Origin of the sequence: Vitreimonas sp., from assembly GCF_035627415.1 — a bacterium.
Classification (GTDB): domain Bacteria; phylum Pseudomonadota; class Alphaproteobacteria; order Caulobacterales; family Aquidulcibacteraceae; genus Vitreimonas.
This window is the reverse complement of sequence record NZ_DASPLU010000030.1, coordinates 1-18,660: the sequence shown is the minus strand read 5'-3', so window position 1 is coordinate 18,660 and position 18,660 is coordinate 1. Positions and strand designations below refer to the sequence as shown.

At 60.4% G+C, this 18,660-nt stretch carries 15 protein-coding genes; 8 read left to right on the top strand and 7 right to left on the bottom strand.

Annotated elements, in window-relative coordinates:
• Nucleotide 1: 1 nt before the first annotated feature.
• Entirely contained in the window at nucleotides 2-1,336 is a 1,335-nt protein-coding gene (locus tag VEA80_RS15450) for an MFS transporter (protein WP_325061662.1), read from the bottom strand.
• A gap of 408 nt (nucleotides 1,337-1,744) precedes the next feature.
• On the opposite strand from VEA80_RS15450, the gene VEA80_RS15445 reads away from it, so the two are divergent.
• The gene (locus VEA80_RS15445; protein WP_325061661.1) at nucleotides 1,745-1,885 is read left to right on the top strand and encodes a hypothetical protein; all 141 of its coding nucleotides are present in this window, start codon (nucleotides 1,745-1,747) and stop codon (nucleotides 1,883-1,885) included.
• 166 nt (nucleotides 1,886-2,051) lie between these two features.
• On the opposite strand, the gene VEA80_RS15440 is transcribed toward VEA80_RS15445, so the two are convergent.
• The 4 genes from VEA80_RS15440 to VEA80_RS15430 all read right to left on the bottom strand — a co-directional run bounded on the left by VEA80_RS15440 (nucleotide 2,052) and on the right by VEA80_RS15430 (nucleotide 7,856).
• The gene (locus VEA80_RS15440) at nucleotides 2,052-5,414 is read right to left on the bottom strand and encodes a PAS domain S-box protein (protein WP_325061660.1); all 3,363 of its coding nucleotides are present in this window, start codon (nucleotides 5,412-5,414) and stop codon (nucleotides 2,052-2,054) included.
• Between the two features lie 758 nt (nucleotides 5,415-6,172).
• Nucleotides 6,173-6,523: a hypothetical protein gene (locus VEA80_RS15435; RefSeq protein WP_325061659.1), complete on the bottom strand. Its 351-nt coding sequence runs from the start codon at nucleotides 6,521-6,523 to the stop codon at nucleotides 6,173-6,175.
• Nucleotides 6,524-6,612: 89 nt separating this feature from the next.
• On the bottom strand, nucleotides 6,613-6,987 hold the full coding sequence (locus VEA80_RS20490) for a helix-turn-helix domain-containing protein (protein WP_349257269.1): 375 nt from the start codon (nucleotides 6,985-6,987) through the stop codon (nucleotides 6,613-6,615).
• The gene (locus VEA80_RS15430) at nucleotides 6,984-7,856 is read right to left on the bottom strand and encodes a TrbI/VirB10 family protein (protein WP_325061658.1); all 873 of its coding nucleotides are present in this window, start codon (nucleotides 7,854-7,856) and stop codon (nucleotides 6,984-6,986) included. Before VEA80_RS15430 ends, VEA80_RS20490 begins: the two co-directional genes overlap by 4 nt.
• Here VEA80_RS15430 and tcmP point away from each other — a divergent pair.
• Genes tcmP through VEA80_RS15415 form a run of 3 tightly spaced genes read left to right on the top strand, consistent with a single transcriptional unit; the run spans nucleotide 7,821 to nucleotide 10,317 of the window.
• Complete coding sequence (gene tcmP, locus VEA80_RS15425; RefSeq protein ID WP_325061657.1) at nucleotides 7,821-8,705, top strand: three-Cys-motif partner protein TcmP; 885 nt, start codon at nucleotides 7,821-7,823, stop codon at nucleotides 8,703-8,705. The genes VEA80_RS15430 and tcmP overlap by 36 nt on opposite strands.
• A 46-nt stretch (nucleotides 8,706-8,751) precedes the next feature.
• A complete protein-coding gene (locus tag VEA80_RS15420) occupies nucleotides 8,752-9,657 on the top strand; it encodes a hypothetical protein (RefSeq protein WP_325061656.1) in 906 nt (301 codons plus the stop codon).
• 9 nt (nucleotides 9,658-9,666) lie between these two features.
• Complete coding sequence (locus tag VEA80_RS15415) at nucleotides 9,667-10,317, top strand: hypothetical protein (RefSeq protein WP_325061655.1); 651 nt, start codon at nucleotides 9,667-9,669, stop codon at nucleotides 10,315-10,317.
• A 157-nt stretch (nucleotides 10,318-10,474) separates the two neighbouring features.
• Here the strand turns inward: VEA80_RS15415 and VEA80_RS15410 are convergent, their stop codons facing one another.
• Both VEA80_RS15410 and VEA80_RS15405 read right to left on the bottom strand, forming a co-directional pair.
• Nucleotides 10,475-11,242, bottom strand: a complete 768-nt coding sequence (locus VEA80_RS15410; RefSeq protein WP_325061654.1) for a hypothetical protein — start codon at nucleotides 11,240-11,242, stop codon at nucleotides 10,475-10,477.
• Between the two features lie 10 nt (nucleotides 11,243-11,252).
• On the bottom strand, nucleotides 11,253-12,008 hold the full coding sequence (locus tag VEA80_RS15405) for a toll/interleukin-1 receptor domain-containing protein (RefSeq protein WP_325061653.1): 756 nt from the start codon (nucleotides 12,006-12,008) through the stop codon (nucleotides 11,253-11,255).
• A 440-nt stretch (nucleotides 12,009-12,448) separates the two neighbouring features.
• On the opposite strand from VEA80_RS15405, the gene VEA80_RS15400 reads away from it, so the two are divergent.
• From VEA80_RS15400 to VEA80_RS15385, 4 genes are all read left to right on the top strand, one after another.
• The gene (locus VEA80_RS15400) at nucleotides 12,449-13,381 is read left to right on the top strand and encodes a hypothetical protein (RefSeq protein ID WP_325061652.1); all 933 of its coding nucleotides are present in this window, start codon (nucleotides 12,449-12,451) and stop codon (nucleotides 13,379-13,381) included.
• A gap of 211 nt (nucleotides 13,382-13,592) precedes the next feature.
• Complete coding sequence (locus tag VEA80_RS15395) at nucleotides 13,593-13,811, top strand: hypothetical protein (protein ID WP_325061651.1); 219 nt, start codon at nucleotides 13,593-13,595, stop codon at nucleotides 13,809-13,811.
• A 199-nt stretch (nucleotides 13,812-14,010) separates the two neighbouring features.
• Complete coding sequence (locus VEA80_RS15390; protein ID WP_325061650.1) at nucleotides 14,011-14,958, top strand: DUF2971 domain-containing protein; 948 nt, start codon at nucleotides 14,011-14,013, stop codon at nucleotides 14,956-14,958.
• 241 nt (nucleotides 14,959-15,199) lie between these two features.
• On the top strand, nucleotides 15,200-18,358 hold the full coding sequence (locus tag VEA80_RS15385; RefSeq protein ID WP_325061649.1) for an NACHT domain-containing protein: 3,159 nt from the start codon (nucleotides 15,200-15,202) through the stop codon (nucleotides 18,356-18,358).
• The last annotated feature ends 302 nt before the right edge of the window (nucleotides 18,359-18,660 follow it).

Below are 18,660 nucleotides of genomic sequence, written 5' to 3'. Positions count from 1 at the left end.
CTCAGCTTTCGGCGCGCTGCGCGTCCGGCGGCGTCTCGGCCGCGGCGCCTTCGGCGTAGGCGGCGCTGAGCTGGCGATAATAGCGCGAGTTGAAGGCGAAGATCGTCGCCATGACGCCCAATACGCCGGCGATGCAGAAGACGAGGGCGATGCCGCGCTCCGGTCCGCGTCCGAACCAATCCCCGATCGCGTCGGCCCCTGCGCCCGTGGTCATGAACGGGATGAGGACGAACTGCGCCAGCGGCGCGATCAGGAACGCCGTGAGCGGCGAAGCCGCCTGCTCGACCGCCTGCGCGAAGCCGAACACGCGGCCCTGACGTTCGAACGGGACGACTTTCTGCAAGGTCGTGTGCTCGGCCGCTTCCGCATAGGGGCCGAGGAAGAGCCAGATGAAGCAGCCTGCCGCCAGCAGCGGGATCGACGATTGGATCGTGAAGACGGCGCTGACCGACCAGACGATCAGATTGACGATCATCAATGTGCGCAGCGGATTGGGGCCGAGGCCGGTCCGCGCAATGACGAGGCCGCTCAGGATGAAGGCGGTCGACACGAACGCCCAGAGCAGGCCCCAACGCTCGACCGACATGAGCGAAAGGCCGTAGGCGTCCATCAGCGCCATGAACACGCCGCCCAGCAGGTTGTTGAAGGCGCCGAAGATGATCAGCGCGATGAGGCCCGGCACGCCGATGACGACGCGGACGGTGCCGGCGATATCCAAGCGCCGCGGCTCATGGCTTTCGCGCGTGAGAGACGGTTCGTCGACGTGGACGAAGGCCAGGTGCGCGAAGGCGAGGACCGAGAAGGCGAGCGCGAAGCCCAAAGTCGCGACCATGCCGCCCCAGGCCACGAGGAAACCGCTGATCGCCGATGTGGTCAGGAAACCGATGCCGGTCACCATGCCGACGAGGCCGTTCGCCTTGTCACGGCGGTCTTCGGGGATGAGCGCGGTGACGAGCGTGGGCAAGGCGATGTTGCGGATGTTGCCGGCGATGACGCCGAACATCACCGTCAGCACGAACAGCCAGAGCGGAACGCCGGCGATGTTCGTCAGGCTTTCCGCAGGCGTGGCGGCGTGAATGGCCCAGGCGGCGCCGTAAAGCGCGAACGAGGCCACACTCGATCCCATCATCACCAGCTTCTTGCGATGATGATCGACCAGGCCCCCGAACCAGATGCTGAGCGCCGCGGTGAGCACCAGATAGATGCCGGCGATCATGCCGGTCGCGAACACGGACTGGGTTTCGAGGAAGATCCAGAACGTCACCGCGAACCAGACGGTGAAGTTGGTGATGCTGGCGACGAGCGTGTTGCCGAGGAGGTGGTGGAAGGCCGTCATCGCGCGCTTTCGAACCTGAAGCGCAGCAGCTGCGCGATCGGTACACATAGTCGCTCAGCCCCGCCGGCCGCCAGTGGCGCCGCCGCGCGCGTTGGGCTTGCAGCCGGCCCGAAACGCGTTATCTCTCTCGGCCGCTATTGCGGGCGTAGTTCAGAGGTAGAACGTCAGCTTCCCAAGCCGATGACGGACGTGCGAAAACAATAGGATAGCTGCAACATCGGCCTGTGAACCGCCATTGATTACACTTGGTTTTTTGGGTCCGTTGCAACAGAAAAAAGCGTGGGAATCGCGATCCGAAACATCCGAGCCGCGGCCAGCCTCCACCCGCGTTCGCGTTGCTGATTGACGCTCGTTGGATTCGCTGAAGGCGGTGAACGGGGGGCGTCAGATGTCCCCGAAGCGTGCGTCATGGACGGCCGACTGGAGCATGCGAACCGGCACGGCGCGAACCAATGGAGGGCGGCGATCGATTTGATCGACTTTCTCGAATCCGTGCTCGGCTTTTGCAACGAAGTCAGCCTTGGCGGCGAACGCGCGGGCGAGGGATAATTCGCCGTCCTCAGGGGCAGTCGTTTCTCGCGGTGAGTATAGCGCGGGCCGAAGGACATGACGTGCAACCACCCACGCAGCCAGCCGGCGCCCAGCGACTCTAGGTTTTCGAGGACCTTCGGTCCGATCGCTTTCGCACTGAGCGCAGCGCCGCAAATGCCGAGCGTCAGGCGCTCTTGGACTGGGGCGCGGCGCCGGTTGAGGCGGCAAGCGCGGCGCGAACCTCGCGCAGTTTGGGCGGTTTGCTCAAGACATGATCGATGTTGGCGGGCAGCGCTTCCTCGGCCATCAGCCTTTCGCCCCAACCGGTCAGCAGCAGAACAGGCGTCTTAGGCGAGGCTGCCTTCACGGCGGCCGCCACGCGCCTTCCGTCGAGCTTGGGCATGCCGAGGTCGGTGATCACCACATCGAACGCCTTGGCCGTTCCCAGCGCGCTCGTGAAGGCGGCAACCCCCGCGGGTCCGTCGTTGGCGGCAGCCACCAAATGCCCATCGCCCTCCAGCACATCGCGAAGCGAGCGCAGAAGGATCGGGTCGTCATCGATGATGAGGAGCTTGAGGCGCTCGGCGGGTCGTGCGAGTTCGGCGGGTTGTGCGCGCGCGCCCGCCGAATCGGCCGGCGCTGCGTCCAAGATGAGCCGCACCGTCGTTCCCTGCCCAAGCGCGCTCTCGATCTCGATGTCGCCGCCATGACGCCGCACCGCGCCATACACCATGGCAAGACCAAGCCCTGTCCCGCGCTCGCCTTTGGTTGTGAAGAATGGCTCAAGGCAGCGAGTGCGCGTGGCCTCATCCATACCGGCGCCTGTATCGGTGACCTCGATCTGGACCTTGCCCGCGCCGCGCCCTGCGGCATGTCTGGTGCGCAGCGTGATGGCCCCGCCTGCCGGCATCGCATCGATAGCATTAAGCACCAGATTGATGAGCGCCTCCCTAAGCTCGCTTTCCACGCCCCATACGGGCGGGGCCCCTGGCGCAAGCTCCGTCTTCACTTCGATCGACACGCCCCGCTCCTCGGCCATGTCGCGCCAGCGCGCCTTGGTGAGGTCGATCGCATGCTGTATCAGGGCGCTCATTTCGACCGGCGCCAGCTTCAGCTCCGGCTCGCGCTGACGATAGAAGTCCTTCATGCGCGAGACGGTGTGAGCCGCATCGTCGATGGCGCGGTCGATAACCTCCAGCTTGCCCCGTCCTGCGGGCGAAAGCCCCGGCTCGCTGGCTAGGAGAGATTCGGTGTAGAGCGCGATCGGGGAGAGCGCGTTATTTATATCGTGGGCGATGCCGCTCGCCATTTGACCGAGCGAGCGCAGCCGCTCCTGCTGCATGACCGCGTCTTGGGTGTGGCGGAGTTCGTTATAGGCTTCGCTGAGGGCGCTGTAGAGCTGCGCCTGGTGGGAGGCGAGCGCCACGTGCTGACTCAACTGCCGCAGAAACTCGCATTCCCCGCTCGAGAAGGAATTGGCCTCATGGCGCGCGACAATCAAAGCGCCGAACACCTGGCTCTCCACCTGCAAGGGCGCAGCTACAAAGGCGTGAAGCCCTCCTTTTGCCAGACGCTGCGGGAATGGAAAGCGCGAGCTTTTAATGTCGGGCTCATAGACGAGCGCGCCGCGAACGCAGCGAGAGAGTCCGTTCTCGTCGATTTCTATGTGCGCGCGCTCGGGCATGGCGAGCGAAACGGCGAGCGCTTCGCTCTTTGCGCCGATGCGCGCCACGGTGAGCGCTTTATTCGGTCGGTCATAGAGACAGAGACAAACGAAATCGACCGGCAGCTGATCCTCAAGGCTTCGGACGGCGACCTGGAAGATGCTGTCGATGTCCTGGCGTTCGCCGATCGCGCGGGTGATTTGGTCGAGCAGGGCCATGCGTTCGAGCTGCGCCCTGAGCTTGCCTTCGGCGATCTTGCGCTCGGTGATGTCGCGCACGAAGGCGCTGAAGCTCACCCCGGCGCCGGTGCGGATTGGCGTAATTGAGAGCTCGACCGGAAATTCGCGCCCGTCGCGATGCAGAGCCGCGATCTCTATGCGCTGATTGAGGACCCGCGCCTCGCCCCGCGCGAGATAGCGCGCGAGGCCCGCCCGATGGCTGTCGCGGTAACGCTCGGGAATGATGAGATCGGCGAGCGGACGGCCGAGCGCCTCCTCCCGCGTCCAGCCAAACATGGGCGCCGCCTGAGGGCTCCAATCCGCCACGCGGCCTTCTTTGTCCATGCCGATCACAGCATCAAGGGCGGTCTCGATGATGAGACGGGCGCGCTCTTCGCTCTCGGCCAGTCTTTCTTCGGCGCGTTTCAAATCGGTGACGTCGGTCGAGATGGCGAACGTCGCATAGGGGCTGCCGGACTCGTCAAGCAGCGGCGCCTTGACCGAAATATAGGTGTGCGCGCCGTCGGCCTGTGGCTCTGTCTCTTCCTCGGTCAGCACGGCCTCGGCTCGGGCGACGCGTTGGTCCATTGCGCGGAACGCGTCCGCCGCCTCTTTGGCGAAGATGTCGTAGTCGGTCTTGCCGAGCACGGCCGCGCGATCGAGATGGAAGGCCTCGCAATAGCGGCGATTGACGAGCAGATAGCGTCCGTCGAGATCCTTTACATAGAGGATTGCTGGCGAGTGCTCGGTGATGGCGTCCAGAAGCTCATAACTTTTGCGCCGCTCGGCGATCTCGGCGGCAAGCTGCCCGTTGCTGGCGCGCAGCTGCGCCGTCTGCTCGCGCACACGAGCGTCCAATTCTTCGTTTAAACGCGCAAGCCGCGCTTCGGCGCGCACCCGCTCGGCCATGTCGAGCGCGGCCATGTGCATGAGCGAGAACAGAAGCGCGAGATAGCCCGCAACGCGGCCCAGATGGGCGATGATCGCCATCGTGTCGGCCGGAAAGCGCGAATAGAGCATGACCGCGCTAGAGATGAGGATGGTCAGCCCCATCAAACCGAGCGAGGGGATCGCGCGCTCGCGATCGCGCAAGCGCCAGCACGCCCAAGCGATCAGCGCCCAGAGCAGCGGCGCGGGAATGAGCGAAGGGCGCGTGATGCCAAGCACGCCAGCCTCGGCATAAGGCGCAACGCCTTGAAACAGAAGAAAGAGGCCAAGGGCGGCAATCGCCTGCAGAACGGCGAACCCGACAATGGTTCGCACCCTGCGCTGTAGTAAAACGAGCGCAAGGCCGACGCCCACCGGCAAGAGGGCGGCGGGCGGGGGCCAGGTCAGCGGACGCAAGTCTGCGCTCATCCGAGCAATCGCCGCCATCGGGCCCGACCACTCGACCGAGACCGAAGCGTGCAGGGCCTCGAGCAGCGCAACGCTCGCGAACGTGATCGAGAGATGTTTCAGGAAAGGCCGATCGAGCCTCCGGCCCATGTCCCAGAGCAGCAGCGCCAAGACGCCCGAGAGCACGAACATGGCGGTGTCGAGAATGGTGTGAAGCTCGGGCAGATCACTGCCCACCACCCAACCCAAAACGATGCTGACGCCAACGAAGCTGAGAAGCGTGGCGATCGTCCCGCGCGGAATGTTGGGCCTGTCTGCGGTGTCGCGCATCTCTTCGCCCGCCCGTTTCTTATTGCTCTTCATGCGGGCGCGGGGCCAACCTCGCGTGCGAGGGCTCGCATGCAGGAACCGCCAAATGCTCCCAGCTCTAGGGAAGACCACAACCACAAAGCGATCAAGCGTAAACGAGCTTGCTCGCCCCTGCCGTGTAACGATGCAATGATCTGCGCCACATCGGGCGCCATTTCTGTTGTCGCCTGATCCTTTTTGCTGATTCGAAGTATTGGAGCACCGAGCGCGCAGTATTTCTGTGGCGCCTGGGTGGTGGCGCGATTTGTGGAGTGGTCGGTACTTCCTCGCTATCAGTTGATCTCACGGAACTACTGGACGGCGCCGTCCGCACTTCATCCGCATTGCGCCTTCGTGGGTTGAACCGCGAGACGGACGCGTGATCCCGCCGAGCGCCGACGCGCGCGCCGAATGTCCTGACCGGCGCTGCTTTTCGCGGGTCACATCGCGATGATGCTTACGCGAGAAGGCGCTCGTCCGTTGCGGTCGCTGCAGATCATCGCGGCAGCTTCGTTGCCGAAGATGCGGGCGAGCGCTGCCCGCGCGCAGGTGATTTCGCCGCCGCGTCCGGCTCGGCTGACTGCGGGCGATAACAGGAGGCGGGTTCTGACGAAGCCGAGCGATGGTCGAACCGCCATCGTTGCCTCGGGCATAGCAGGCCGTGCGGGCGAGGATGACATGATGGGCGGGCGTGCAAGGCGGACAGGCGCGCTCTCGTCAAGCGTGCGCGGCTCGGCAAGTCACTCAGCGAAGGCTAGACCCGCCACCCCATCGCGTTGCCACACCACGCGGGCCCGCGATTTTATCCGCAGCGTGGGTTCGACGAGGATCACCACCGCAGGCAACTCACTGCGCGTGAAATACTCCACACGCGCGCCCGTGGCGCTGATGTTCTTGAGCGCCACCGGGAGCTTTTCCCCCTCGGCAAGAATGAGTGCGCCCTCTCTGAACACAGCTTGACGAACTGCGCGTTCGATCTGGCGGGTCAAGGAAAGGCCAGATGGCGGCGGCGCCGTCGGCCGCTCGACCGCCCGGCGCATGCGTTCGCTCAAGGCGCCTTTATTTGAAGATGGCTTGGCCTTGCCGAACATCGCCTCGCCGAATCGTTTTCGGGTGGGCTTAAAGGTTAGCACCTGCCGAAGGTGGCAAGGCAAGCGCGCTCGCTCCCTGGCGTGCTGCATCAGTCTCGCGGGGCCCTCCCGCGTCGCCGATTGGCTATCCAAGCGTCGAGGTCGTCACAATCGTAACGCACAGCCCGATCGGTCGACTTGATGAAGCGCGGCCCTTTGCCGGCGCCCCGCATTTTGTCGAGCGTCGATTTGGAGAGACCGAGCCGAGCGGCCGCTTGACGGACATTGAGCAGTGCGTTGGGTGGGATCGGTTGGGCGCTTGGATTGGAGCGCGCCTGACCGGGGCTTGTTTTCGCCAAGGACGGCGCTGCACGCTGGGCCGTGTGCGCTTTCTTCGGCAGGCGAGGCGATGGGGGCGCGGCGGCGCCGAAGAGATCGGCCTGATTTTGCTCGGCCGCTGGTTTCGCGCCTCGCCGTTTTGTCATCGCCGGTAGGGCCTCAGCACAATGTCCTGGCTGACGAGGACACGAACCGGCGCCCCGGCGCGAATGCGAAGCGTGGGACGCACGCTGAGCTCGCGGTCGATGATGCGGCCGCCCACCCGCGCAGCCTCTTGCGCAGCGGCGTCGCCGACACTCTCGGTCAGGCGATCGCTGTCGTCGTCCTCCGCTTCATTCGCAGCGACGGAGAGCGCGCCGGACAAGAGCGATGCGACGGCGATGCGGCCAAAATGGGCGTCGACCCTGTCGCGAACGCCGGAGGCGCCAGCCGCGTCCGCGCCAGGCATGCCGCGGAGCGCAATTGACCAGCCATTCGGCATGACCAGCCGATTCCAGACAATGAGGAGGCGCTGATCGCCATGACTGACGGCGGCGTCGTACGCGCCGAGGAGACGCGCGCCTTGCGGCACGAGCAGATGATCGCCGCTCACACTGTCGTACACGTCTTCGGTGACTTGCGCGACCACGCGGCCAGGCTGGTCAGAACTGAGCGCCGTCACCAGTGCAGCCGAGATCGTCGATCCCGCCTGGATGGCGTAAGGCGAGCGCGGCGGACGATAGGCGGCGTCGAGCACATCGTCGTCGCGGCCGCGCTGACTGGCGATGAAAGCAGCGTCGGGGCCAGGCGGGGAGGCTGCGCCTTCGACCGGAGGCAATCGCTGGTCTGCGCCAAAGCGGATTGCCGAAATACGCGCCGCATCGGCTTCCACTTCGAGCGGTGAGGGCGCGGGCGTCGAAGCGTGCGCCGCTACTGGCGCGTCATCCAGCGTTTCCGCTTCGCCATCCGGACGCTGATCGCCCCAGGATGCGCCCCGGTCTTGGCCAAGATCAAGGAAGAAGAGCGCCGGCTCCACATCGCCTGCCAGTTCATGACGGGCGCGTTTGAAACCTCATATCCGGCGATCAAGAACCTGATTGCGCAGGGACGCTACCGCAACGTGCTCTTCAACCTTGATCAGTGCGGTCACTCCAAGGTCGATATTGGGACGCTTGGCGACATCATGACGTCCACCCATTCGGCCGAGATATTCTTCACATTCTCGATCAAGCCGCTGCTCGCGTTCCTGCACAAGAGAGATCCGCTTAAGTTGGCGCGCCAGCTCAAGCACGTTGGAGTCAGACAAGCCGATCTCAACGACATCGACGGCCTGATGAGCCATCAGGGCTGGCTGGGCGCCGCTGAGAAGCTCGTCTTCGACCAATTTGCCGCGTGCGCCCGCTATGTAAGCCCGTTTTCGATTCACAATCCGACGGGCTGGCGCTATTGGCTCATTCACTTCGCCAACAGTGCTCGCGCGCGGCAGGTTTACAACGACATCCTGCACGACAATTCCACGAGCCAAGCGCATTTCGGCCGCGCCGGCCTTCATATGCTCTCCTACGATCCGAGCGCGGAGGGCGCGCTCTACCTGTTCGACATGTCTGGGCGCGAGGCCGCGCGAACGCAGCTGACTGAAGACATTCCGCGACTCATCACCGATTGCGGCGATGCGCTGGGCGTGCGCGAGTTCTACGAGACAATCTACAACGCCACGGCCGCGCACACGGACGACATCCACACTGCGATCATGGCGTGCGAGGATCTGGAGGTGCAGACCGAAACTGGCGGCGTGCGTCAGAAAGCAAGTACGATCGACGTGCGCGACACTATTCGCCTAAAAGCGCAGCGCTCTTTCTTCCCGATGTTTCTTCGTTCAAAATGACATCGAGCCGAAGGCCGAGGTCTGACGCGTGACAACATCACGAAATATGCTGGACGTGATCTCCGGGGTCCTCGCAGATGCGTTGGTGGGGGCAGGTTTTCCGCAAGGCGTTCGAGGTCGCCAACTCTATTCCGTTGCTGACTTTAGCGGTGCGCACGCTAGTGCTGGTTACGATACCTACGCGTTCTTAGTTTTCGACATTGATCGGAACAGTTGGTGGTTGAGGGCTCAACGAGCGTTTCGCTCGGAGGTCCTCAAAAGCCGGAGAAGGATGTCATTTAAGAATTTGAAGGATCGGGCAAGGCGACGCGCTCTAAAGTTGTTTCTCATGGCGGCTGAGGAGATCGACGGCGCGCTCATCGTCTTTGCCATCAAAAAGGATCATGGCTCCATGTTTATGACGTCCCCCGTTGAACGGGATGACGACGTTCTGAATGCGTGGAAGCCCACGGTAAGGGAGCGCTTGATGCGCATCCTGCACTTGGGCGCGTTGGTGGTTGCAGGTGTGTCAAAGCCAGGCCAAGACCTGATGTGGATCACCGATCAAGATGAGATTGCCTCGAACGACACGCAGCTTACGCAGATGACTTCTGTTTTCGCGCGTATTTGGGGCAATATGACCGATCACTCCTTAGGACATTTGCGCTGCGGAACTACGCGATCGGACGATGGCGACCTCGCGCTTGAAGATCTCTGTTCGATTGCGGATTTAGCTGCCGGCGCCACGTGCGAGTTGCTGTCGGTGATGGCGCGCCAGCGCCTCTTTGCCGTAAAGGGGATAGTCACGCCGCTGCGACCCTCCGCTTTTTCGCAAAAGACGATGGCTATAAGCAATTGGCTGGCTGAGCGAGCGAGGCCGCTAAAGCGGATCATCATCGTCTTGGATGCGGATGGGTCAAACGGCGCCGCACGTGTCACGCACCTTAGGCTTGAACCACTCCCTTCTCTATAGTGGGCGCGCATGCACAATGAAGAAGACCGTACGAGCGATCATGACGGCGGATATTACATCCTGCCGGAAGCGGCGCTGCAGTTTCTTCCACCGGAATGGAGACTCCATTTTGAGAAGATTGCCGAAGACGGTCGCGCCGTTCTCCACTCGGTTGACAAGGAATTGTCGCAGCTTGTCCGACTAACAAACTCTGTTCCTGCATTGGCCGCGTTGAAGCACGCTCAGAGGCGGCTGTCCGAACATAAATTTGCTGCGGAGATGGACGCGCTGCTAGAGCTGGATATGCTCACGACCGCTTTTGTCGTGACTTATGTTCGCCTGCACCAAGGAGGAAGCAGCGGCGGGTTCGCGCGGGATTCACTTCCTGTGAACCTTCGCAGTGTTCATGACGAAGTCATTGAGTTTAGGAACAAGCGTTTCGCCCACAATACGGGTCATTCTTCAACCAGTAACGCGATGGAGGTCGCGCTACATAATGATCGCTTCGAAGTCGGATTCACGCTCAGTCTTGGGTATTATGCCGGCGGCGCAAAGGGATGGTCCGAGCTGGTCGATTTTCTGCACGAGTTGTTTTATGACCGACTGCAAAAGGTGCTAGGGCGGCTCAAAGAGAAAACCGGCCGTGACTGGATATTCCCAACTGCGCCCGCGCCCGATTGACCACGCTCGGGTGCGCGGATCGTTTGGCCGTTGTACCGGAGTGGCTCAGGCGGTGGAACGACGGATTAGGTCTGCTTTGGAGCGCCAGGCGGACAATGTCTGTTGTTGGGATCACGCCGAGCTTCGACGCTTTAGTCTCGATAGAGCGATAGAGTGGTCAAATTTCTGTCGGCGTTGATTTGGGCTGCCAGCGCACGCCATTGAGTTCAATCATGGTGATGTGCTGATCGGGTGCGCGGTTCATCCAAAGCAGCACGCTCAAATCTTCCTCAGGGATCGCTCGCCCGTGCGTGTCGATGAGAGCTAAGTTGCGCTTCATGTTGGCGATGACCGCATCGACATCATCGTAGCGCATTAGGCGCACTGAGATAAGGGCGTGCCGATCGGCGCTTCCCGTGAGCAGGCCGACATATTGTCCGACATCTGGCTCAAACTGTCGCCAATCACCCTCCACCACGGTCATTCCGAAAGTTATCTCGTGATCGTGGGGAGGCGGGGCGATCAGGTGAATGCGTTTCTTCGGTTCGATCGGGAGGGGCTTCGGCATCAGCGCAAAGCCCGGTAGTCCAACACGCATGACGTTCCGATACTCGCCGGCCGCCAACTCGTTGAATTCGAGGACGTGATAGTGTCGGCTGTGGAGCGGGGGCCCGACCCATGCTTCCGGCTCGGTTGAGGGATCCGCGAAGCCAAAATGGGCCCGCGTTCGGTGCACTGAGCCCTTCATGTCGCCTTGGATCGTGTTTGCCGTCACGAAGAAGTCTGTCGTCTTCTTCCGTGTTGAAAACTTCCAGACAGCGGACCGGCGCATGTCGGGCGCTGCTTCTCCCGCGCCAATGGCGAGCCGAAGCTGATCGACTTGTTCGACGACTTCGCCGTCTTTTAGCCAGTAAGCCTTGTTGGGTTGGGTGGGCGTCGTGGACATGTTCGTTGGTTCAACGTGGCGAGCGCAGGTGCAGTTCATCCGCAAGCCGCCGTGGCGCGGTGATCGGGTCGCGGGTTGCGTCGAACACATGGAGGACGCGTAAGTTTGGCGGGAGCGTTGAGAGCGATAAACCGGGATCGATTAGAACCGGCACGAAGCGTGCGCCCAGGTTTTGGGCGTGGTGGATCTCGCGCTGAACCCAGGGGCTTTGCATCGAGCGTTGAGATAGAAAGGCGATCACCCAGCCATGAGTTGCGGCTCGCTCCAATTCCGCGACGATGCGCGCCTGCCAATCATCGCCTGGCACAAGCACCTCAAGATCGTTGAACACCTCAAATCCCCGTCCCTCCAACTCGTCCAAGAAGGGCGCAACGATAGGCTTGTCCTCGCGTTTGAACGAGGGAAACACCCTAGTTGTCGCGATGAAGGCGTCGAGAGCTCGAAGGTCTAATTCGCCGTCGTCGACGCGAATTGCGCCGATGCGTTTCGGCTTGCGGCCCTGCGCCTTGGCGACTGCTGCGCGTTCGCGCTCGACCCATGGTGAGCGCGCCGCCGCATCGCTCTCACAATAGAGGAAGAAATCTCGCGCCACGATTTCACGTTCGATGACCGGCCAGAACTCCTCTTCGTGCTCCAGCGCGAGCAGGTGGAAGAGGAGTGGCGACGCATCCTTTTCTTCGAGGTAGTTTCTGACTTGGCGAACCGCCTTCAGGTCAGCGCTTGCATGCGACACGAAAATCCAGGTCCGGTCCGAAACGCGCGCCATTTCTTCAGCCCCCAAACGCCATTCAGATCCCAGTTGCTCGCCTGTTCAAATAGTGCTCGCGCCAGGGTGCGCAATGAGATCGCCCCGTGCACGTTGCGTCAACAAACGGCGCGGCGGGGACTCGCATGGCTGTCCTCAGAGTGCCAGGGCCCGAACTTGTATGGGAATTGATGAGACTGTTGCAACAAGTACCGCCGCCGCGCTGAGGGGCTCCATCACAATGCCCATACTTCGACTACGAGCCACACATCGATCTTGGGTAGTTGTCGGGTTGGCGAATGTCCGCTAGCGGCTGCCCGCACGCTGACGTCTCTTGTTGGGATTTACTGAACTCAGGGGCTCTCTACGACTTGATCCTCCGACTATTGGCAGGGCCGCGAATGTCCTAATGTCGGGGGTGCTTCTCGCTGACGATGCACTGAGTGCCGAGGTAACGGTCGATGATATGCGACATTCCGACATCCGCTGAGTTTGAGACTGCGGCGCTCAATCTGCTTAATCTCGCTTGGTCGATTGGAATTGATATTGCGACCGAGTTAGATGAGGCGCACGGCTTCGGCGTAGAGCTCAACAAGAAAGAGACCGCCGACTTCTGGTCTTTGGCTCAACCCGCTCTCGGAAATGGATTTGCTCTCGTCCAGCAAGCGCAAGAAATGGCGCTTAAGGGGCGCATTGCGGCAATAAGCCCCTTTTTGCTGATCTCAGGCGCACCCCGCGAATGGCCAAGCGGATCATCGAAGCAAGATACATCGTTCGCGCGGTTTCGCACGATTGACGCAGCTGATCTAATCAAGGTGCTGCACACGGTCTGTGACTTGAACGGGCGGTTGCCGACTGGATTTGAAGAGTTCTTCGAAAGGGTCCGCCTGCAGCGAAACGCAATTGTCCACGCAGGTGGAATAGGTCGTCAGGTTGAGGTAACGGAACTTCTGATCGGAGTTCTTCAAACGGCGCGTGACTTGTTTCCTGCGAAGAGTTGGGCGAAGCGCCGTCGCGAGTATTGTGAAAATGACCGTATCGCCATCACCTACTCAACAGATCATGTTGGGTACCAAGTGCTCCGCGAGTTTGGTAAAGCACATGGGCTACTGAAGCCGGCGGAACGCCAGACATACTTTGGGACGACGAAGGCGCGTCTGTATTCGTGCCCGCAGTGCCGGGCAGATGCAGACAGAATCGACGAGGAGATTATCGCTCTCGCACAGCTACGACCCAACTTGCCAACCTCTACGCAGGTGTATTGCTTCGTTTGTGAGGAAGAGACGGCGGTGGAGCGAAGGCAGTGTACTGAGGAGGATTGTCTGTCCAACGTAATCTGCGCCGATCCGAACTTTGAGAACGAATGTCTCCTTTGCTGTTGCAGTCAGAGCTAGCGCCCCGGCAATAGGGGCGGGGATGGACCTCGATGGTTGATGGTTCCCGCGCAATGTCCAGTTTCCGACGCAATGCCGCCGACGTCGCTTCTTGGGATTCCGCGAGCAGCCGCGACGCGAGCATTTCGCAAGGTCGAAAGAGATCCGGACTGAGTATGCCTAGCGGGCGAAGTGGCATTTCGGGTAATCCTGAGCACTCGGAGATTACGAAATGGCCGTTCAGCCAGTGATTATGGGAGAGTCCGTCAAATCGCTCATCATCAAGATGACGGTGAAGGGAACGGCGCTTTCCACCGGCACGGCATTCGTTGCAAACTCCAAGAAAGGGCCGGTTTTGGTCACAAACCGGCACAACGTGACGGGGCGGCACCAGCAAACTGGCAAACCTCTCTCGCCGACCGGCGGCTTCCCGGATGCAATTGAGCCGTGAGCGGGAGCCATCCACCTCATCTGCTTTGGGAAACCCGACCGACTTCTGCTTCCGGGATGAATCTGCTGCTGGACCTCGAACAATTCAGCCACTTGAAGGCGAAAGCCTTGCGGTAGCTCCAATTGGCCGGTCTCGGGTAGCCGCTGCTACACATGTATAGCGCGGCCAAACAAGCCGCGAATCCTCGCAGTATTATCTCATGAGCAACCCGCCAGAGCTGCGATCTCTCTTCTTCCCGTACGCCACGCGCCAACTGGCAGCGATGAAAGAGGCCGGCTTTTTGGTGCACTACACCAGCGCCGCGGGCGCCGCGAACATCCTGCGCTCGCGGGAGGTGTGGATGCGCAAAACGCGCGCCATGAACGACTTCAGCGAAGTCGAGCACGGCAAGGAGTGCTTGCGCGAAGCTTACGCCGGCGAGGCAGGCACGCGATTTTCCCGCGCTCTGGAGAGCGTGTTTCCAGGCATAAAAGGCAAACTGGAGAGCGCCTTCAACGGATGGCTCCCGCACTTTGAGAAGGACACTTTTGTTACGTCGCTCTCGGAGCATTTGGCTTCGGAGAACGAGCTGGGGCGGCTCTCGATGTGGCGCGCGTATGGACAGGGATCGGGTGTCGCCCTGGTCGTGCGGATGACTCCATTTGAGTCGGAGTCAGATGCGCTCAAGGCTTATTCCAGCCCGGTTGCCTATTTGTCGCGGGCTGGTTTCGCCTCCGAGTTCGCGGCGCTCGCGGCGAACATCGAAGCGAACCGGGATGTATTGAGTGCGCACGGCGAAGAGCTAACACTCGGCAATGCGTTCACGATGCTGCGGTTCGCCATGCTCTGCACCAAGCACCTTGGATTTGCTGAGGAACGTGAGTGGCGCGTGCTGCATAATCCGAGGCTTGAGCCCTCGGAGCGACTGCGCACCAGCGTGGAGCTAATTCACGGAACGCCACAGCGCGTCTATCGGATTCCGCTTGAAAGTCTGCCAGAGGAGGGCTTGGCGGGGATGGAAGTCGCCGAGTTGTTGGAGCGTGTGATAATCGGCCCCTGCGCAGATCCTATCCTCATGTGGGAAGGCTTTGTCGAGTTGCTGACTGAGGCGGGCGTTCCGAATGCGCATGAGCGCATTGTGATCTCGAATATTCCGCTCCGCATCTGAACGGGCACGCGCCTCATCTCGGCGCTTGGCCGACATCCGATGTCCGCTTTGAGACGGCTCCAGTGTAGAGTCCGTACTTGGAATTTCGCCGTCCCAATCGACAGAAAATTGCGGAGTTTGAGAAGAGCGACAGGTGGCGAGAAATACCAGGCGGACGTGAAAAAAAGCTGGCGTTATCTTTACACTACTGAAAGTTGCGGCTCTAGCTTGGTATCTGCTCGAGGTTCTGAGAGACTTCGCGATGATTTTTATAAGTCACCACACGAACGACACGCTTTTGGCGGCACGCATCTCGCGCATTATTCAAGCCCTCGACCTCGGTGATGTGTTTTTGGACGCCGATCCGGGTAACGGCCTGCGGCCCGGTGCGCCGTTTGCAGGGCAATTGGCGGAAAAGCACTCAGAATCGCACTGCTTGGTCCTAATTGTTACCCGAGATTGGATTGGCTCGAGTTGGTGCTTGGCGGAGTATCGTGGGGCGATTACCGCGATGAAGTCGCGCATTCCAGTTCTGTTGGACGAAACGCTTCTGAAGGAGCTGCCGGCCGACATTGGCAGCGAGCAAGCTCTCGTTTGGACGAAGCCGGCGATTGTTGATGAACTGAGGGCTGCTATCGAGCGCTTGCAACGCGCGTCCAGGCGAAGCCGCCGCACGCGTCTCAAGGGAGAGGTAGAACCGCGGTCCGAGCTGGCCGCCTTTCGAGAGCGCGCGCGCCGAGCGCTCTCCAACTCCCGTTATCGGACGACTGACGTGATCGAGTCGAGCAAAGGGACCGTCGACTTCGTTGCAGAGTTTTCAGATGCGTTTTCGCAACAACGCGTGGCCATGAGTTGTTGGCCGCGCTTGGAGCCGGGGATCGATCGAGATCTCCTGCATTCCAGCCTAGACGAGGCGTTGAGGTTCTGCAAAGAGCGAGAGTGCGCCAGCTTGGTCATCTGTCATCGAACGGAAGATCCGCCCAAACTCGCCGGCGCAGGGGTTGTCCCCGTGCTGTTCCGAGATCTCTCAGACATTGAGAGTGAGTTTTCCAAGTCTGATGCCTATTTAAGGGGCGCTGCCGCGAAATACCTGTCCTATTTCACCGATTCTTATGTTGAACTCGATGCGCGCGTCGTCGGCAAACACGGCGAGCGATTGGACAAGGTATCGGATGTCGCGTCGCATATAACGCGCTTGTTTGCTAACAATCAGAAGAATTTTGTTTTCTTGCTCGGTGACTATGGCACCGGCAAGACGACTGTCGCTGAGATTGTGCACCGGGACCTCTCGTACGGCTATTTGGAGGGGCTAACGCAGATTTTTCCGATGATCTTCTATTTGCGTACGCTCAAAAGTTCGACCTCGACCGACAAATTCCTGACCCAGCAGATCGCTGATGCTACCAAAGAAGTTGGACCCACGTTCTTGGATGATATGGCCAAGCGATCGGAGCTTCTCTTTATCCTGGATGGTTTTGATGAGGTGGCGGCGAACTCTACCGCAGCCGAGCGCGACTACTATTTCGGTCAGGTCTTCGAAATGGCCGAGCGTGCGCAACGTGTACTCATCACTTCGCGTGCGACCGCATTCACGAATTTCGCTGAGTTTGACGCTTTAGTCGGGAAGGTTTCAGACCTGCGCATCCGCGATGCGCACGGAGAGACGCCGACGTCGCGGCGCGCGTACGCGGATTGGGCGGAAGTGCAGTCGCGGATGCGCACGCGATTGCGGGCAAGGTATGGCAAGCCACGTCTTCGGAAGTTCGCGGAGCATCGCTCCGTTATTTTGACATTGGCTCCGTTTTCCAAGGAACAGATAATCCGCTTCTTGGCTACAGAAGCGGAGGAGATCTGGGAACGGCATCAGAAGACGCCGGAGCAGGTCTACGATCTGCTGCGGTCCGTGCACGATCTGACGAACATCGTCTCACGCCCGTTGCACCTGGAGATGTTTCTCTTCTTGCTTGTCGAGGGCATGATTGATTTAGACGACCCTGTGCTGAAGGTGGGGCCTGTGTGGCTCTATCGGGAGTACATAGATCTCCATCTACGCAGAGAGGAGGAGCGCAGCCCCGCTGTGGCGCGCACAATAAAATACAGGTTTGCTGCGGCGGCGGCACTCGCAATGCTTGATGCGGGCGGCGCGATGGTGGCTTCCGTCGATGCCATAGGGGACATTGTACGGAAAATGCCGATGGAGGAACTCGACGAACTTAAAGCGGAGGAAGATCTTGAGCGCGTCATCACGGAGCTGCGCAATTCAGGATTCCTATCGATAACGACCGACGAAAAGGTGGTTTTTGCGCACAAGTCCTTCATGGAATTTCTGATCGCCGACGAGATTAGTCGAAAGATCGCAGGGCGCGAAGTTGCGGAGGAGTTAGATCGCCCGCTGAACTATGAAATCCTGCAATTTGTCGGGGGGTTCAGCATGGTGCGGGAAAATTATGGCGACGCGGTAAGACAGCATCTGGTCTTGGTCGGCGAAGCGGCGTCGCCGACCTATCGGACTAACCTTAAGGTCGTAGAGCTGTTCATCGACTTGGTGACCCGCAATCATGCATTCGAGGACATGCGCGTCGATGGTATTGCTCTGCGGCGCCGTCGGTTTGTAAATTGCACTTTCGGGCAAGTGAGTTTCTCATCTGCCGAGATCGTGGATTGTCAGTTCGAACATTGCAGGTTTGAAGCTGTCGGTTGGGCTGGGTATCTGAAAGACGTCGCCCTCACGGATTGTTCGGGGGAATTCGAGTTGCCCAGTGTTGTCGAGGGGCTGAAAGTGCGTCACGGCAGCTTACGTATTTTCGGGGTCGCCGCATTGGATCGAGCCGACTTCAACGCTACGGACTTTTCGTTGTTTGAGACGCGCGAAGTGATCGTCACAGACTCAAGTCTAAGCGCAAGTCGCCTTCAGCTGGAGGCGAGTTCTAGGCTGTCGTTTGTCGGTGGCGCCTTGGTGGACACGCTGCTGGTGTTTGCTGGCGACAGCAAGACGCGCCTGCGCAGTCGTGACGATTCGCTCCGAGCACCGAAGGTGCTGCCGTTGCGGCTTCGAGACATACGCTGCATCAACGTCGCCACTTTTGGCTTGCGGCTCACAATGGCTGAATACGCAGCGTCGAAAGATGTTCTCAGTAAGTTCGCTGGTGTTGTGATCGTCGACGATCAAGAGCAGAGCTTTGACGAGTTTCGTGTTACGGAACGCGGCGTTGACGCGAGCGGCAAACCATTCGAGCGCGTTACATATCGGGGATGGTTGCGGATATCTGGCTTGTGGATTGTGGGCTCCAAGTGGCACGCACAGAACACATCGCTATTGGATCGCCTGCTGCATGAGTTAGAGGGTGCGCGGGCCACGAATGAAGCGCGTCGATCATATGATGAAATCGTCGTGGAATTCCACAAGACGCATCTTCCCTAATGGGAAGTAGACCGCTCGCGTGCAGAGGTCATCTAATTTCAGAGATTCAAAATTTAGGGCTTATGGTATGGGCCACTCATTTTGGCGCTCGGCACCGCGGCCAATTCCGCGGCGCACGCGGAGCTAAATGTCCGTTGTCCGAGACTGGTAGAGCGATGTCCGTTCTTGATGCTGTGGACGGCGCCCACCCGGCGGCGGTGAACCTGATCTAGGGTTCAGCTCCGTCAAAGGAGGGCAGCATGCAGAGCGTGGTTACAGTCGGGCTCGATATCGCCAAGAACGTCTTTCAGGCGCATGGCGTG